Source organism: Paenibacillus sp. FA6, assembly GCF_051550225.1.
In the GTDB taxonomy this organism is placed as follows: Bacteria; Bacillota; Bacilli; order Paenibacillales; family Paenibacillaceae; genus Paenibacillus_AQ.
The window spans coordinates 1,869,352-1,885,232 of the sequence record NZ_CP188820.1 but is presented as its reverse complement, the minus strand read 5'-3'; the positions used below and the strand labels follow the sequence as shown (position 1 = coordinate 1,885,232).

17 protein-coding genes and 1 pseudogene are annotated in these 15,881 nt (G+C 39.1%); 1 reads left to right on the top strand and 17 read right to left on the bottom strand.

Annotated features, from left to right (window positions below; translation table 11 throughout):
* Positions 1–86: 86 nt before the first annotated feature.
* The 5 genes and pseudogenes from ACP8HI_RS08770 to ACP8HI_RS08750 all read right to left on the bottom strand — a co-directional run.
* Positions 87–1,206 (bottom strand): annotated as a pseudogene (locus ACP8HI_RS08770) (VWA domain-containing protein); the annotation flags it as partial.
* 34 nt (positions 1,207–1,240) lie between these two features.
* Positions 1,241–1,756, bottom strand: coding sequence for a hypothetical protein (locus ACP8HI_RS08765; protein WP_438350715.1), 516 nt, complete (start codon positions 1,754–1,756; stop codon positions 1,241–1,243).
* Positions 1,757–1,865: 109 nt separating this feature from the next.
* Positions 1,866–2,864: a phosphotransferase gene (locus ACP8HI_RS08760; RefSeq protein WP_438350714.1), complete on the bottom strand. Its 999-nt coding sequence runs from the start codon at positions 2,862–2,864 to the stop codon at positions 1,866–1,868.
* Between the two features lie 168 nt (positions 2,865–3,032).
* The gene (locus tag ACP8HI_RS08755) at positions 3,033–3,593 is read right to left on the bottom strand and encodes an AAA family ATPase (RefSeq protein ID WP_438350713.1); all 561 of its coding nucleotides are present in this window, start codon (positions 3,591–3,593) and stop codon (positions 3,033–3,035) included.
* A gap of 113 nt (positions 3,594–3,706) precedes the next feature.
* On the bottom strand, positions 3,707–4,297 hold the full coding sequence (locus tag ACP8HI_RS08750; RefSeq protein WP_438350712.1) for a GNAT family N-acetyltransferase: 591 nt from the start codon (positions 4,295–4,297) through the stop codon (positions 3,707–3,709).
* A 465-nt stretch (positions 4,298–4,762) separates the two neighbouring features.
* Here ACP8HI_RS08750 and ACP8HI_RS08745 point away from each other — a divergent pair, with 465 nt between their 5' ends.
* Positions 4,763–5,491, top strand: coding sequence for a CAP domain-containing protein (locus ACP8HI_RS08745; RefSeq protein ID WP_438350711.1), 729 nt, complete (start codon positions 4,763–4,765; stop codon positions 5,489–5,491).
* Between the two features lie 110 nt (positions 5,492–5,601).
* Here the strand turns inward: ACP8HI_RS08745 and ACP8HI_RS08740 are convergent, their stop codons facing one another.
* The 12 genes from ACP8HI_RS08740 to ACP8HI_RS08685 all read right to left on the bottom strand — a co-directional run bounded on the left by ACP8HI_RS08740 (position 5,602) and on the right by ACP8HI_RS08685 (position 15,867).
* Positions 5,602–5,739: a GrpB family protein gene (locus ACP8HI_RS08740; protein ID WP_438350710.1), complete on the bottom strand. Its 138-nt coding sequence runs from the start codon at positions 5,737–5,739 to the stop codon at positions 5,602–5,604.
* Positions 5,740–5,937: 198 nt separating this feature from the next.
* Entirely contained in the window at positions 5,938–6,105 is a 168-nt protein-coding gene (locus tag ACP8HI_RS08735; protein ID WP_438350709.1) for a hypothetical protein, read from the bottom strand.
* On the bottom strand, positions 6,105–6,890 hold the full coding sequence (locus ACP8HI_RS08730; protein ID WP_438350708.1) for a phosphotransferase: 786 nt from the start codon (positions 6,888–6,890) through the stop codon (positions 6,105–6,107). The genes ACP8HI_RS08735 and ACP8HI_RS08730 overlap by 1 nt, the downstream gene beginning before the upstream one ends.
* A 206-nt stretch (positions 6,891–7,096) precedes the next feature.
* Positions 7,097–7,939, bottom strand: a complete 843-nt coding sequence (locus tag ACP8HI_RS08725) for a GNAT family N-acetyltransferase (RefSeq protein WP_438350707.1) — start codon at positions 7,937–7,939, stop codon at positions 7,097–7,099.
* A gap of 225 nt (positions 7,940–8,164) precedes the next feature.
* Entirely contained in the window at positions 8,165–8,752 is a 588-nt protein-coding gene (locus ACP8HI_RS08720) for an HAD-IA family hydrolase (protein ID WP_438350706.1), read from the bottom strand.
* A gap of 373 nt (positions 8,753–9,125) precedes the next feature.
* Positions 9,126–9,287: a thioredoxin domain-containing protein gene (locus ACP8HI_RS08715; RefSeq protein ID WP_438350705.1), complete on the bottom strand. Its 162-nt coding sequence runs from the start codon at positions 9,285–9,287 to the stop codon at positions 9,126–9,128.
* A 297-nt stretch (positions 9,288–9,584) separates the two neighbouring features.
* On the bottom strand, positions 9,585–10,130 hold the full coding sequence (locus ACP8HI_RS08710) for a GNAT family N-acetyltransferase (RefSeq protein ID WP_438350704.1): 546 nt from the start codon (positions 10,128–10,130) through the stop codon (positions 9,585–9,587).
* A 63-nt stretch (positions 10,131–10,193) separates the two neighbouring features.
* Positions 10,194–11,099, bottom strand: coding sequence for a serine/threonine protein kinase (locus ACP8HI_RS08705; RefSeq protein ID WP_438350703.1), 906 nt, complete (start codon positions 11,097–11,099; stop codon positions 10,194–10,196).
* Positions 11,100–11,273: 174 nt separating this feature from the next.
* Entirely contained in the window at positions 11,274–11,459 is a 186-nt protein-coding gene (locus ACP8HI_RS08700; protein ID WP_438352011.1) for a hypothetical protein, read from the bottom strand.
* Between the two features lie 442 nt (positions 11,460–11,901).
* Entirely contained in the window at positions 11,902–12,939 is a 1,038-nt protein-coding gene (locus ACP8HI_RS08695) for a stalk domain-containing protein (protein WP_438350702.1), read from the bottom strand.
* A 391-nt stretch (positions 12,940–13,330) separates the two neighbouring features.
* Positions 13,331–14,821, bottom strand: a complete 1,491-nt coding sequence (locus tag ACP8HI_RS08690) for an extracellular solute-binding protein (RefSeq protein WP_438350701.1) — start codon at positions 14,819–14,821, stop codon at positions 13,331–13,333.
* 122 nt (positions 14,822–14,943) lie between these two features.
* A complete protein-coding gene (locus tag ACP8HI_RS08685; RefSeq protein WP_438350700.1) occupies positions 14,944–15,867 on the bottom strand; it encodes a carbohydrate ABC transporter permease in 924 nt (307 codons plus the stop codon).
* Positions 15,868–15,881: the final 14 nt, after the last annotated feature.

Below are 15,881 nucleotides of genomic sequence, written 5' to 3'. Positions count from 1 at the left end.
ATAAAAAAGCAAGTTAATTCAACCATGATTTTATATTCTGCAGTAGTCAAAAAAGACACGAACCTTCTTTAGGTCGTGTCCAGATGTTAGACTTTATTGTTTGTTCCGACCCGTTTCGCCAATTCGAATAGGTCATGGCCTTTTAGTGCCCCGGCAACTAATTCAGGAAGCAAGGCAGGTGTACATGCGAAGCAAGGGGTTCCATCACGAGATAGAAGCTTGGCAATGTGCTCATTGTAGAATGGCTGACCTTGATCGGATAATGCGAGCAAGCACATCGTTTGCACACCTGCTTCTCGCATTTCACGCATACGACGAATCAATCCGGCTTGATTGCCTCCTTCATATAGATCAGAAACAATAATAAATAACGTCTTCTTCGGCTCCTCGATAAACTGCTCACAGTAGGCAACCAATTTATGAATATCAGTGCCGCCACCAAGCTGTATACCGAAGAGCATATCGACAGGATCATTCGTACATTGCTCCGGACTTCCGTATCGAACACAACGACACGGAAGTCGTTAATGATGGGATACTGGCGAAGATCGATCCGATCACAGAAGCCCATATGACCGAATCAGCCATCGAGCCGCTCTGGTCAATATCAAGGATGACCGTCCATTCTTTATTTCTCTGCGCACGATCGAAGAAATAAAATTTCTCCGGAATGATTTGACGACGCCCCGTATAATAATGTTTTAAATTACGTTGTATCGTTCGCGTCCAATCAATTCCCCTCACAGACGGCAATGGAGAATGCTGCCTTCGATTCGAAGCACCTGTTACCGCACGACTAATGTCTTGCTCTAGCCGTTTCACCAGATCATCGACTACTTCCTGCACGAGCATTCGTGCTGTGTCTTTCGTTTTCTCAGGAATTTTTCCTTTCAAAGATAAAAGCGTTCCAATAAGCTGAATATCCGGCTTTACTTTGGCCAAAATTTCAGGCTCAAACAAAAGCTGCTTCCAACCCTTTCTTTCCATCGCATCGTTTTGAATGATCGAAACGACGTCATCCGGAAAAAAAGTGCGGACATCTCCAAGCCACTTCGCTAAACGAGGTGCTGAGCTCCCCAGCCCAGCTCCCCTCGCCGGATTGGCTGCACTACCACCTTTGCCATCCATGATTTCGCTTGTGTCATCATAAATCGCAGCTAGCGCCAGATCCATAATCAGTTCTTCTTCAGTTAAGCCAATGCTTCCATATTAAGCAGTCTTGAATAAGCACACTAAGCGATCAATCTTGACTGGGTCGCTTAGTGTAATTATAATTCATTGATCTTACTAGCTCCTTAATGATATAACTCATCAGCCAAATAAAGATGGATAAGCTTACATACAAAAAATATGTGTTCCAATTAAAAAATTGGTTGTTAATATGAATTGAAAATCCTGTCGTAATACTATTAATATATTGCCAATCAACATTACCCAAATTATCGGCATTTACTTCTGCCAAGAAGTCTCGATATTTCCGGTAACTTATCGTTTGATAATAACCCCCAACTATAAAATGAATCACAATCAATACAAATGTGGTTGTTAAAATCTTACCACTGAATTTTTTATTCTTTAATAAATTGATCCATTGTATTATCAAAACAATAAATAATAAGAACAAAGGTATTAGTAATAGGATAGCTGGATTGCCATTACCTGAACTACGTCCTGGAGTTGTCGTCATTGAATTTCCGAACATAATTAGTAAAGAAATAGAAACTAAATTTACCAAAAGAAATACCTTGGTTTTCAAAACACCACTCCTCGAGTTACTTACATAACAACTATGCAGTTGTTTCAGATAATGTTTGGCATTCCTTCTTAACGATCAAGGGCAAATGCCCGCAGTAGGAATGCTGTGTTTATCGGTTGCTAATGCCTTCCTGTAAAACTTTCAAATTCTTGAAATATATTAATTTTTCATCAATGAAATCGTCATCATAATCAATACTTCCATTTATATGAGGATCTTTAAGACATAATCCCATCAACCATAATTGTCTTATTCCAACAAATACAGGTATAACCCGTAGATCATTGTCTGATAATGGTCTAATAGATTTATAACCTTTCATAAAGGCATTCCATATCTCTTCTAATTTTTCATTGTCATGACCCAACCGAATTTCTCTAGCCAATCGAAACTCTGCAATATCATAAGCACGCCAACCATATCCGCATAAATCAAAATCATAATGTGTCATTGATAAATCATCTTTAAAACTAACATTGGTATTTCCATGAAGGTCGCCGTGACATATCCCCCAATCTAATCCATGCTGCTCCTCTATTATCTTTTCTAGTTGATTTGCTGCATTTTCAAGTATTTTAAAATCTTCTTTACGGTGCTGCATAGCAGATTCTATTGTCAAAAGTGATTGCTTTATTAAATAATCGAGATTTATGTCTGGTCTTAAATAATTACTTTGAAAGTTATCGCCTTTCAAATGAATATCGGCAACAGCTCTTCCAAATATATTGCTGATTTCATTATCATCAATTGCCTTTTCGGATCCCTCAGCAAAGGTGAAAAGAACACCAAATCTATTCCCTTCAGGAGCACGAATAACTTGGATTAATTCCCCTTCCGCATCGGGGATCGGAAGTGAAACTGAAATGCCTTGCTCACTTAAATATTGCAAAAGATCAATTTCAAAACCAACTTCTGAATAATTCTTTCTCCAATCTCCTCGGTATACTCTGAAAATATACTTTTGCTCAGATGCCGTAACTAGGTATGTATCATTCATTCCACGTAAGTAATAAGTAGTCTTGATTATATCTGTGATTTCGTATTTCTTAATCAGATATTCTGTTAGAGCATTGTCTGATAGAGTTGAATATGTTACAGGGAAATACATTATAACGTTCACTTCCTTTGTTTGTAGTTTTTTTTGTATTGTAGTAGTTTCCTATCACGTTCTGGTATTCACAATGCCCTACAAGCCTTAAGCGATCGTAGCGACTGACCAGAACGCGGTTGGGTGTGCCGCCTGAATACACTTCTCCGATAAATCTGACTTCATAGACTATAATTGAAATGCCTCCTTGATGATCTCTGCAACTACTTCTGGACTCATTTCTGTATTATTGATTTTAATATAGTTTTCCTTATTGATTTCTCCTTTATTAGAGTTTAATCTATATTTTTCCATTGTGCTTCTTAAATCCTGTTCAGAACGCTCTATATTTCTTTTTGTTGGTTTATGATTTAATCTGTGTGGGCTTTTGTTGCGCTCAAGTCTTTCTTCTAAATTCGCTTCTAGTTCAACAAAATAAACAACTCCACCTTTTGATTCAAAAATATTACAAATTTTATCAACATAATCCCAGTCAGCTTTCATGTCAAGGGCCCATACATAAGTGAAAATTAACCCATCCAGATTACTCTTGGATACTTCTTCGAATATCTCCTGGCGAAATAAATTAACCAATCTTTTTCCTGCTTCAGTGCCATAGCTAAAAAAGGGTGTCACTAATTCAATAGTCATATGATTATGAAAAAGTTTCAAATCCGTTATTTTCTCCAGCTCATGCCCAACTGTCATTTTACCAACTGCCTGTGGTCCAAAAATTATAATGAATTTCATAAGTCCTCCCTTTTAATTTTATGGATACATCTTTCATATTTCGCCTGATTCCACTTCGTAGAAGATCTGCCTCGGTGATCAAGGAGCGGCAGCGACGATGCAGAAAAACATTATTATCCGATGGAACTGCCTTCATTGAACTTACCTACAAAATCGCTCTTTAGTATTGAATAAAGCCTTTGGTCCATGAATGTTCCCTTGATCTTTAATTGTTCTCGTAATATTCCTTCTAGTTTCATACCGAGCTTCTCCATCACCCGAGCAGAACCTGCATTTTTGTAATTACATCTTCCTTCTATTCGGTTTAATTCGAGTTTCTCGAATCCATAACTAACTACTTCCTTAGTCGCTTCCGAAATAATGTCTTTGTTCCAGTACTGACTAGCCAGAGCAAAACCAATTTCCGCTCTGCTATGCATCACATCCCAATTCATTAAGCCGGTTCTTCCAATCAATTTATTACTTGGTTTATATATAATCCCCCAACGAAATGCCTGCTTGGAATCGTATTTATCCATCACTTTTTGTAAGTAATCTTTTGTATCTTCAATTGTCTCATGTTTATTCCATAGAGTGCTAACTGACACAATCGGATCCGAAGCAAATTCATAATAATCATCTAGGTCATTCATACTTAATTTTCTTAGTATTAATCGCTCCGTTTCAAAAACTGGCGACTCAGAGAATAATATATCTATTTTCATGATATTCATCCTTCCTCAATCATCTTTAATAATTGCTCCGTCCCGTAATATATGTACATTAGATGGTTTTACTTTTCTTACTATTGAATGCGTATGTTGCCGCACTAACGCATACTTTGGTAAGCAAGAGAAACACCTTGTTCTGATATATGAGGCTTTCCCAACTATGTACACTTAAGAATTTAGGGAAATTATACCATGTTCGCATACTACTTACCATGCATTTTTGCTGTCCATATCTGAAATTCATTCACTAATTAATTGTCGAATAATGTTTAGAATATTACTTCCCCAATCTATTCATAAGCGATCCCTTCCCCCCCCCCATTTTGATCTTATAGGTCCGAGACAGAAGACAATCCAACCTGATAAAGGTGTGGGATACCTTTAATGAATAAGTAGAGGGCATGCAGGAAACCCTAAATCCGGTAACTTCATTAATTAACGAACCGAGGAGGTTGGCTTATGGTAAAGTTTATCGTATTAGCAGTATTATTATTGGTAACAGGCTGTTCGACCAATAACAATATGACGCAAAAGCAAGTGACTCCTAAGCAAACACGAATTACAACTCATGCTCATACTGCTGCGCCAAACTCTGTCATAACACAGGCATCATCAACAGCTACGCCTGGGACAGAGAGATCATCTATTAGAACAAAAGAAGCACAAAATGGAATTACTTCGGATTGGTTAGATCTGATTCAAACACCGGGTCGTAATCCAGCAAACCAAGCACAGACTGGAAATCCTGAAAAAAAGGAACCGACAGGTTCAACAGGACAAGCACAGGATGGTACAAAGGATACTAATGATAATAAGGAGTCCTCCCCATTCGGGCAGCAGGTTCTGGATCTAGTAAATCAAGAAAGGTCCAAAGCAGGATTAAGTTCCCTAAGTATGAGTGAAGAATTGTCAAATATGGCTATGGTCAAGGCACAGGACATGTACAACAACAATTACTTTGATCATAATTCTCCAACACATGGATCCCCTTTCGATATGATGAAGGAATTCGGGATTACATACAATTCCGCTGGAGAAAACATCGCAAAAGGGCAAACCACCCCTACCCAGGTTATGAAGGATTGGATGAATAGCCCAGGCCACAAAGCAAATATACTGAATAATAGTTATACCCAAATTGGCATTGCTTATTATAACAATGCCTGGGTCCAGGAATTTAAAGGATAACGCCATTCATCCCCCCGACAATAATGCATCAAAAAAACCGCGATTCATGCGAGTTTTTTTGATGCTTATTTAGGCGGTGAGTCATATGCCAATTTATATGAACCTGATTCTCAATACCGTAACGATTTAACCGCTACTTGAATATCAATAATGGGTTTTGCATCAAGTACTTCAACAGACGTTGGACCGATATGATCTATTCGAGTAACTATCTCTCCTAGAGATTCTTCAATCGAATGTGTCGCCATGAACTACTCACAATATACTTTATTATTACTTCCCTCCGTTTTTTCCTTTATCTTCAGCTTATATATATATCTTCTTCTGTTTGTATAGCGATATATTCAGAGGTTTTCACTTTTTTTATCTTGAATAGCTTTGTTCCAACAGGATATTTATTTGAAAAGCAATTTCCATAGGTCCCTTCAATTCGTCATCTTCTTTCCCTATGGGTTTTCTTCTTTGGCGGTTTCGTCTAACGTTGCGTATTTCTTACGTCCAAACGGCTTAAGTTGTCGGATTGAACAAGCGAAGCGATCAATCTTAACCGGGTGGCTCTGCCACTTGGCCCCTGATTCCACTTCTTCGAATAGAGAAAAGACGTCGATCCACACTATTTCTTTAATCTTATTTGTAATTTTTCTTTAATCTCTTGCCTATATTCGCCTTGCATTTCATCAATTCGTGCTGCTAAAGTTGGTATCATCCATCGTTCAAGGAATCCGTCATTCGTATTGGTAAGCTTAATATACTCGGTTAAATATTCCTTGTTAAAAAACTCTCGTAATTCTCTATGAATTAACCAACTTGGAGCATTAGCCGGCAGCGAATGTGATTGTATCATCATTGAAGTTCTAGTAACATCAGCTTCTTGGTTTCCTACTAATAGATTCAACCAATCAATTATTATTGGACCATTAGGTGAAATAATAATGTTATCTGGATGAAAATCATAATGACATATCGTATTTCCATCAGGTAGTGAATTCAACATATCTATAATAATTTGCTTCTCATCATTTGATATCTCTTGAGAATTATTAACTTTATTGGTTATTTCCGGTTTGAGATTTGGAAGCATCTTATTCTCAACGTTATGAATCTCATATTGAAGATTTGCCATTAGCTCTGCATTATAAGAAATGCTCCGTTCAGTCGGTTCGATATGCCACAACATCGTGGGACCATCAATTCTCTCATACACGATACCAATCTTGCCTTCACATTCTACTAGTCCAGAATAATTAGGTGATCTCAACTTTAAGTTATTTATTAATTCTGCGTTTTTCGCTTCATTCAGCGCAGAACTTTGATCATTAAATATCTTTATTGCTTCAGTCTTTCCCCATCGATAAACTCTTGCAGTGTTGCCAATACCAAGTAATTCGCCGATTTTCATATTTTGCTCCTCTCTTCGAGCAACAGAACGTTGCGCATTCCTGACGTCGATTCCTCCTAAACAGTTCTTATCTCAAGGGCGTCGATGTGTCTGCCTGAATCTGCTTCCTTGAAATTCTTCTGGCAGATCGAGCGGCGACAGCCGCGAAGCTGGAACAAAGTGTTATATGCTGTTGGGCCATCTTCAAATATCGTACAACAGAACTATTACATTAGGTTATACCAGAATATCTTATAGTTAAAACAAAGAGACATTCCAACACTCTTCGCCAACCGAATCGAGCCCGTGTTTTCAGGAGAACAATCCCAGTAAGGGTTTATCCCATTGAGTTTACATTCTTCTACAAATGCCCTAGCTACTGATGCACCATAATTTCTTCTTCTATATCCTTCTAACGTTTCTATATCAATGGCATGTGTTTGATCAGCAACAAATGCAGAAATACACAAACTCACTACGTCATTGTTATGGCTAGCAATATACCCAAAACCATGTTGTGCGAAATCATCTATGGTATCCCAGAAATGAGAAATCTTATCCTCTAAAAACGATTGGTTTCCAAATCTTCTAGACTTCAATAGTTCCCTATCTATTCTTTGAATAGTTATATTCTCATCTTGGAATTCACTTGATTCCATATCCCCCTTAAGTTTAAACACATGTTGTATATCATTCGAAATATTACGCTTATTAAATATCGCTTGGATCGTCTCAGCCCAACTTTCATTTTCTCCGCTAATTTCAACCCAATTTATATTTAGTTTCTTTAGTTTGGGTTCTATATAATTTGTCATGTATGCTTCCAACCCATTCAGAAAATGTTTGTTCTGAGAATCTCCAACAACTTGAAAACCTGCCTGACCACGAGTCCAGATTAAAGCTGCTGTAATCTCTGTTGGATGATCTACATAGACCCAACCAGGGTTAATTCCATTTATCACCGCTCTTACCTCAATATTATTACACTGATCAGTGATATGCCTTACCTTATAAAATTCTTGTTTGTTTAACTCTGTTATCATATTTACACCTCCAAATTGACTATACATTCACTGTTGTATCTGTTGCCCAATTGCAAATAACGTTGCGTATTTCTGACGTCCAATCGGCTTAAGGACCGAAGGTCCGGGTGGCTTCGCCATTTAGCTGATTGGTTGTGTCGCTTGATATCACTTCTCCGAAAAACCACTCTAGACGACCAAGGAGCGAATGCGACGATGCTGAAGAACATTGTTATACGAAGGAACCTCTACTTTGAACATCCTGCAATGTCTTTAATCACTACTTAATATTCCTTTTACTTTTTCTATCCATGTTCCATTCTTATCTGCTAGGAGTGTACTCCAAAATAAATCTTGTGCAGGTTTGAAGTTTTTATCCTGATCATCTACAAACAAAACTTGTTGTGTAACTTCTAGTTTTGTTTGTACCATCTCATATATTTGAGGATTGGGTTTACACACTCCAACGGAACTTGAGATTGTTATGCTCTTTACATATTTCTTTATTGGAACTAACAGAGGCTCTAACCATTCTTTACGATGATTACTAAGCAGGTGAATATCAGCTACTTTACTCCAGGTAGGTATATAATTAATTGCAGGAAGGTAACTAAGATGTTTCAACATGATTGATTGTGCAGTGTGTATTTCTGTTGCTGGGCATTGTTTATTTAGCCAATTCCAAAACTCTTTTTCACTTATCTTGCCTGTCCAGAGGTTTTCACGCATTTCTTGTTTGAATTGTGATCTTAAGGTTTCATAAGGGACAGATGTTAATTCAGCGATTTCATGCCAAAATGTTGGGGAAAGGTTTGTTATTATTACACCCGCTACATCAAGAATTAATTGATGTTTGACCATGGAAGATCTCCCCCTGTTCTTTATTTTTCATAGGTTCTTACGTATAACGTTTGGCAGAGCGGCTTAAGTGACTAAAGGAAACGGGTCGATAGACTTAGCCGGTTGAATGTATCACCTGAATCCGCTACTTTGATATTCTTCTTGGTTATCAAGGGTGAATCCCAGCAGTATGAATGCTCTGTTAGACGAAGCTATGGTGAAATAATCACAATCTTCTCCTTGATGTTAGTACCATAATTCAAGTGTATATCTAAGACATGACTAGATTATATATATAAAAGTAGTTAATTCCTAAGATCATATTTCTAAGTACTTATTAATAAAAGCATGCAATGCTTCTTTTGTCTGAAAACCATTCAATTTGTCGATGGGTTTACCATTTAAAACTTACAATATTTATTTGATCTTCTTTATCTAGTTCTTCGATCACAGGTTTAAGTATTTTACACACACTGCACTGAGGTCCCCAAAAATAAACTAAATTCAGACTATTACCAATATCTTCTTTAAAGCTTTGACCTGTTGAATATATCACACATACCCCTCCATACTATCTAAAAATATATAGTTCGATACGTATTATTCCATTTTATGTTGTTATAACATCTTGATCCATTCCTCATAAACAGTACTCTTCAGTAGTTTCGTCTAACGTTTGACAATCCTGACGTTCAAGCGGTTTAAGTGACAAAGGGAACGGATCGTCAGACTTAGTCGCTTGAATGTGTCACTTGAATTAACTTCTCCGAAATCCCTCTCGGCGACCAAAGAGCGAACGCGACGAAGCAAGAATGTATTGTTAGACGAAGTGACCTTTGCCATTGAATTACATTTAGACGTTCTTATAATCCTTCTTCAAGTTTGAAAAGATTACAGCATCAACAAACCTTTGCTTCTCATAAAAATATTCCATTAATAATCCCTCTTCATTGAATCCTGATTTCTCTAATAGCTTTCTTGAATTGACATTGTCACGATGTATTACTGCTTCTATTCGGTTTAATTCAAGTTCATCAAATCCATATTTGATTACAGCACCTATCACTTCGGTCATTATTCCCTTATGCCAGTATTCAGGTGTTAATTCATATCCGATTTCAGCCTTAAAATGCTTCTTTGAACATTTATGAAATCCACAACTTCCGATAATTCGATCTTCAGTTTTAAGAGTTATTCCCCATCTGTATCCTTGTAAGTTTATATATCTCTCATTCCAAATCTTTATTAGGTCTTCTGCTTGTTTCAGTTCTGAGAAACTATCTAAATCGTAGAACTCTGTTACTTCATCATTTGAAAAATAGTCATATAAATCAACTGCATCTTCTAGACGCAATTGTCGGAGAATCAACCTTTCGGTTTCAAGTACTGGAAAAGTCATTGGTCCATTCCTCTCTTTAAGGTCATTTCGTCTAACGTACCCATATTACCGACGTCCAAACGGCTAAAGGACCATAGGTCCGGGTGGCTCTGCCACGTAAACTCTTGCCTTTTTCCATTCCATATAAAATTCTAAAACAGATGAATAACGTTTTTCTCTCTCATTTTCAACTGCACGAAGTGCGACATTATATAATTGGTCTCCAGCATCCCATAAAGAAAATGAACGATCAAGTTCTCCACCAAATAATCCAAATGCAATTGCTCCCATGTTGAATACATTTGTGCGTTCATCAATAGCTGCATGTAATTGATATTCTTCTGGTGACTTCGAACGTGAGGAACCCCAAAAGTTCTGACCAATATCATTAAATGTTGGTCGCTTTCTATAAAAATCAATATCACATATTTTTGTTGTATTGTCTTTAAAATTATAAAGAATACTTCCATCATAAAAATCAATTGCAACATATCCTTTTGATTCTATAAGCTGATGAAATGCTAAGATAATTTCAAATGATTCTAATCGTCTTTGAAGTGGCAAACTCTTATAACGATAAAATGGAGAATCGGGATGATTATATTTATTCCATCCTGCGAACGACCAATGAGAGTGTAGACATTCTCCATCAAACCATTCAAAAATTGCTACATAACCAGATTTAACTTCAAAGTGACCTATTAATTCAATTAGACCAGGATGATGAAGTTCCTTATAAAGTGGAATTGCTTGTATAAGGCGTTCAATTGCCTTTTTTGGATCTCCATTATACTCCTTTGTAGGTGCACCAGCGTATTTAACGAATTTCTTCTTTCCATCACATTCTACACCAAAACAAATATTACCAGAATCTTGTTCGCTGAAAACAGTAAAGACGTTTCCAAGATTTCTTAACCATTGAAAATCATGATAACGCTTCAGCTGAAACTTTACTTCATCAATTGATATTGTTATTGTTTTTTCTTTCATTAAATCCTCCAGATTTATATTTTATTGTTTCAGTCAATACAGAGGTTTCGTCTAACGTTAATGTATTCCTGACGTTCAAGCGGCTTAAGGTAAGAGTATTGCTGCTACTTTTCTATTTTACCATGACTGTATGTACAAACCATTTCCATTTTCTCATACCCATAACGATCTCAATCATCTCCTATTGTTCTTGCAGTAGATGAAGTAAGCCATACATAAACCCAACGTTGTTTTATCGGCTCCAACGGGTCCCATAATACCGATAAATTCACCTGCTTGGATCTCAAGTTTAATATCTTGTAATGCTGCAAACACATTTCTAGATTGTAAGATGATTTCCATGATGATTCCGATATTCATTGGGAAAGGGACGTCAACATGTCACAAGAGGCTCACTATTTCTCATTAAGAGTAAGTGTTTGGGTGAAATTTTGATACACTGGCTTCCAAAATAGTTATAGATCGTCACTTGCGAAACTTTAGCCATCTTGGAAATATTGGCGAAAAGATCGATTGGTTGAGATACATCTCCGTCATCGGATTGGTATCGTTCGGCCTAGCCATTGTTCTATTTCGCAAACGTGACCTGCCATTATAGTATCCGTACATTCCGTACAAACGCAAAAACTCCAAGCCCACAAGTGGCTTGGAGTTTTTATTTCTCATGGCATCGACGGACGTGCACATTCAACCTTTAAACCTGATGTCGTCAATTGTGGGAAGCAGTACACCAACAGATCCAACGACTCCAACTTCGCCTAAAAAAACCAAACGAGTGTGGATGTACTCATTAGTGCCTTATCTAAAATAGCCTGCGAGCCGTCACAAAACGTTTCATCCATGTGGCATCTAACGTTTCATAATGAACTCCAAGTTCCTTTGAATACGTATGTAATATCCGATTATTCCCCACATAGATCGCAACGTGGCCAATGTCGAGCCCGCGTGCACTGAAGAACAACAAGTCCCCTTTACGCAGTTCGTTAATCCCAACTTTCTTGCCCTCTTTGGCTTGGTTATAGGATACACGTGGAAGATCGATCGACAGCTTGTCCTTAAACAGGCGACTGACAAAAGAAGAACAGTCAAATGTAAGGGTCTGATCCGTTGAAGCGCCGAATTCATATGGTCTTTTCAGGAACTTCTCTCCATAAGCGATCAGCTCATCCGCTTGTCGATCAACAAGTGACGCGCTAGTATAATCGCTATATTTGGGCTTCGCCGATATGTATCCAGTCTTGTTGTCACGAGTTCGCACTTCTAACCACAAAGCACTAACTTCCTGAATAACATGAATCTTCTCGCCTGCGGGCAGCATTTCTCGGATGATGGAATCATTTGTGGAATCCGGCTGACTTCGCAGATTGACCCCATAAAGAATCTTCGTATCGAATTCGATTGTAGAGGAGAAGATACGGACCGTCCGCGTATTAGCGTCCCACTTCACAGTGCTACCTAGAGCATCACTTACAAAGCGAAGCGGCATCATCGTATAACCGCCACTAATTTGGCCAGGAACGGTCAGCCTTAGCGGTTGACCATTTTTATAGGCTGTCCGCTCCCCAATGTGGTAGGTTAGCACCATATCTCCCTTGGTTGCCTTCACTGTGTTGGTTTCGCTATTCCAGGAAATCTTGGCTCCCTGATCTTCAAATACCTTGCGCATCGGCACGAGCACCGTATCGTTTATGAGCAACGGTTGGACTTCAAATTGAAGCTTACGGTCATCCAGATAGATGGCCGTAACCGGCGTCTGAGGTGTCGTTTTCGCATGAACTGGGGCTGAATAGAGCATAGATGTAAGTATTAGAAGTAGCATTGCGCCCTTCTTTTTCGTCATGTTGTCATCACCTCGTTGGTTGATAAGTTCATGTATTGGTACGACAACAAGGTTGATTAGTTTTGTTTCAATTATTGGTTATTATGTAAATAAGCAAGATAAAGTTACACCTGACCTTGATTCCTCAAGCAGAGACCTTCGCATTGTGAAGTCGGTGACTTCGTCTCTGGGATGTGAATAGTAAGAAATAACCCAACGTTACGAGGATACAGATAACGACGTCAACAGCGTGAAGAATCATTTAACGTATGAATGGCTCCGAATTCACGAGCCGATAAGTTGGAAAAAAAGCTGTTGTCGAATAGCGACAACAGCTTTCTTACATTATACCTTTCGTATAGCTTCAAACGTTATGATCTAACCTGCATTCAATGGTTCTCCGATAAGCTTATTATTTTGTCGTTGCATACCATTCATTGGCAGCACGCACCATATCAGTACCACCCTCAGCATGCCATTGAGCCAGAAACTGCTCATAGGAGGCCAGCGGCTCCGATCCAGCAATAAACTTCAATACGTTATCATCTAGCAGCTTGTTTAGTTTCAGCGTGTTTTTGGACACCGCCTCGATAGGTGGCGCCAATGACATAGGGTCCACTATAATGATTCCTTCCGAATTTTTCTGAAACTCCTCATAATAGGCTTGAAGCACAGGATCTTTACGTACACGTGCTTGCCAATACGTAGGATATTTCTCTTCATCAACACCCGTCATGAAGGCACTAGCATTATTCAGTTCATCATTGAATTTGGGCAATATAGGATAATACTTCCCATCCTTCACCTCATGATGTATCCCTTCTGTACCGATCGCCATCCCTTTGAACGTCTCTAGCTCCAACTTTGCGTTCAATAGCTTCATGGCATCCTCTTTGTGCTTGGAGGCTTTAGGAATCGCGATGAACCAGGTCGTATTAGCCACCGCGCCAATAGTCGCTTTACCATCCTTACCTCTTAAGTAAGGAATGACAGATACTTTCGCATCGGGGAAATTTTTGCTGAGTGCACTAATCGTACTGCCCGCATTCCACCATGCTAATTTGTAGATTGCAGCTTTGCCACTAGAGAATTTCTCGATCGCTTTGGGTGCTGTATTGATAGGCATTTCTGTATCCAGTAAACCCTCACTATACAGTTTGATCATATATTCCAGAAACGCCTTCATCTCCGGCTGCTCAGCTTTGTGTACAAGCTTTCCGTCTACTTCCTTCCAATCCGTAAGCACCCCGAAGGCAGCAGCAATATCCCCATAGATGGAATCTCTACTACCTGTAAGCGGGATAATGCCTTTCTTCTCCTTGATTATCTTGAGAACGGAATAAAGCTCATCAGGATTAGTAGGTATCTTGAGCCCAAGTTCATCCAACCAATCTTGTCTGACAACCAGTTCCTCCCCTATACTGACACCTGCTCCTGTCTCCGGTAACGCGTAGACCTTCCCGTCAATCGTTGCGCTGCCCCATGAATCGGGCTTGATCGCCTGATTGATATTGTCCCCATGCGCTTTAAGCAGTTCGTCGATCGGTTCAAGGGCACCCGCTGTGGCGAGGTTGTAGAACTGTGCCGCATTAAGCTTCATCAGATCAAAGCTTTCTTTGTTGGCAACCAGCAAGTTCAGTTTTTCATCAGCATTTTCAGCGGGTAGCATCTCATATTTGATTTCATACCCAGTTTTTTCTTGAATATATTTGCTCGTGAATTCTTTGTTCGGGTCGAACAGACCGTACTGCATAATCATGCGGAGAGCTGGTTTGGTACCTTCATCCTGGCTTTCATTGCCTCCTTGATTATTTGAGCCTGTATTCGCAGTCCCGCTGCTACAGCCACCAACGGCTAAGCTTAATCCCAGAGCAAGGGCAATGCGCGCTATTTTCTTCATCATGCTCGACCTCCTAGAATGAATAGATTGAATTACAAACGGATTCAAGAAAAAAATAATAAGAGCGGACTTACCTCACAATTACGAAAAAATTGAGAGCATCACCATCCTTTAAGCTATCTGAATCAACCCTTGACTGACCCCACCAGAACACCTTTTACGAAATACTTCTGTAGAAAAGGATAGACACACAGTATGGGAATCGTGGCCAGCAGAATAGAAGACGCCTGAATAGATTGGGGAGTCGTATTCAGTGCAGCGTCCACATTATCCTTGAGAAATTCTCCACCTGAAGCCACAAATAACTCCTTCAGATACAGCTGCAACGGCTTCAATCCCGGATCCGTAATGTAGATCATTGAGGCAAAGTAATCATTCCAGAAGGCTACAGCAAAGAATAATGCAATAGTAGCAAGCACTGGCATCGACAGCGGTAAGACGATTGAGATCAAGATCCGGATGTTACCGGCTCCGTCCAGCTTAGCTGATTCCTCCAGCGAATCAGGCAGTCCTTCAAAATAGTTTTTGAGAATTAGCATATTAAATACATTCACCATACCGGGCAGAAACAATACCGGGAGCGTGTTGACCAGATTCAAGTTGCTCATCAGCAAATAGGTAGGAATTAACCCTCCGCTGAACAACATAGTGAAGATAAACATCAGAAGCAGCCCTTTTCTCCCCCTGAGCCTGACCTTCGATAACGGATAAGCTGTCATCGTTGTCAGCAGAAGACTAAGCAACGTTCCGATAAAGGTCAAAAGGATAGATATCTTCAATGAATTAAGAAACATCGCATCCTGCAGCACATATCCGTAGGTACCAAACTGGAATCCTACAGGCAGCAATCCCACCCTACCCGATATTACGGCCTCTTCGCTGCTGAAGGACTTGGCAATCAGATTGATGAAGGGAAACAGCGTAGTGATCCCCATCAAGGTAAAAAAAGTATAGTTAAAGACGGTGTATACCTTTTCTCCCACTGAACTTTTAAACTCTCCTTTAGTGCCCGCTGCCCACTTCTGTTTAACTGCTAGATGAATACTCATGTGAATTCCTCCTT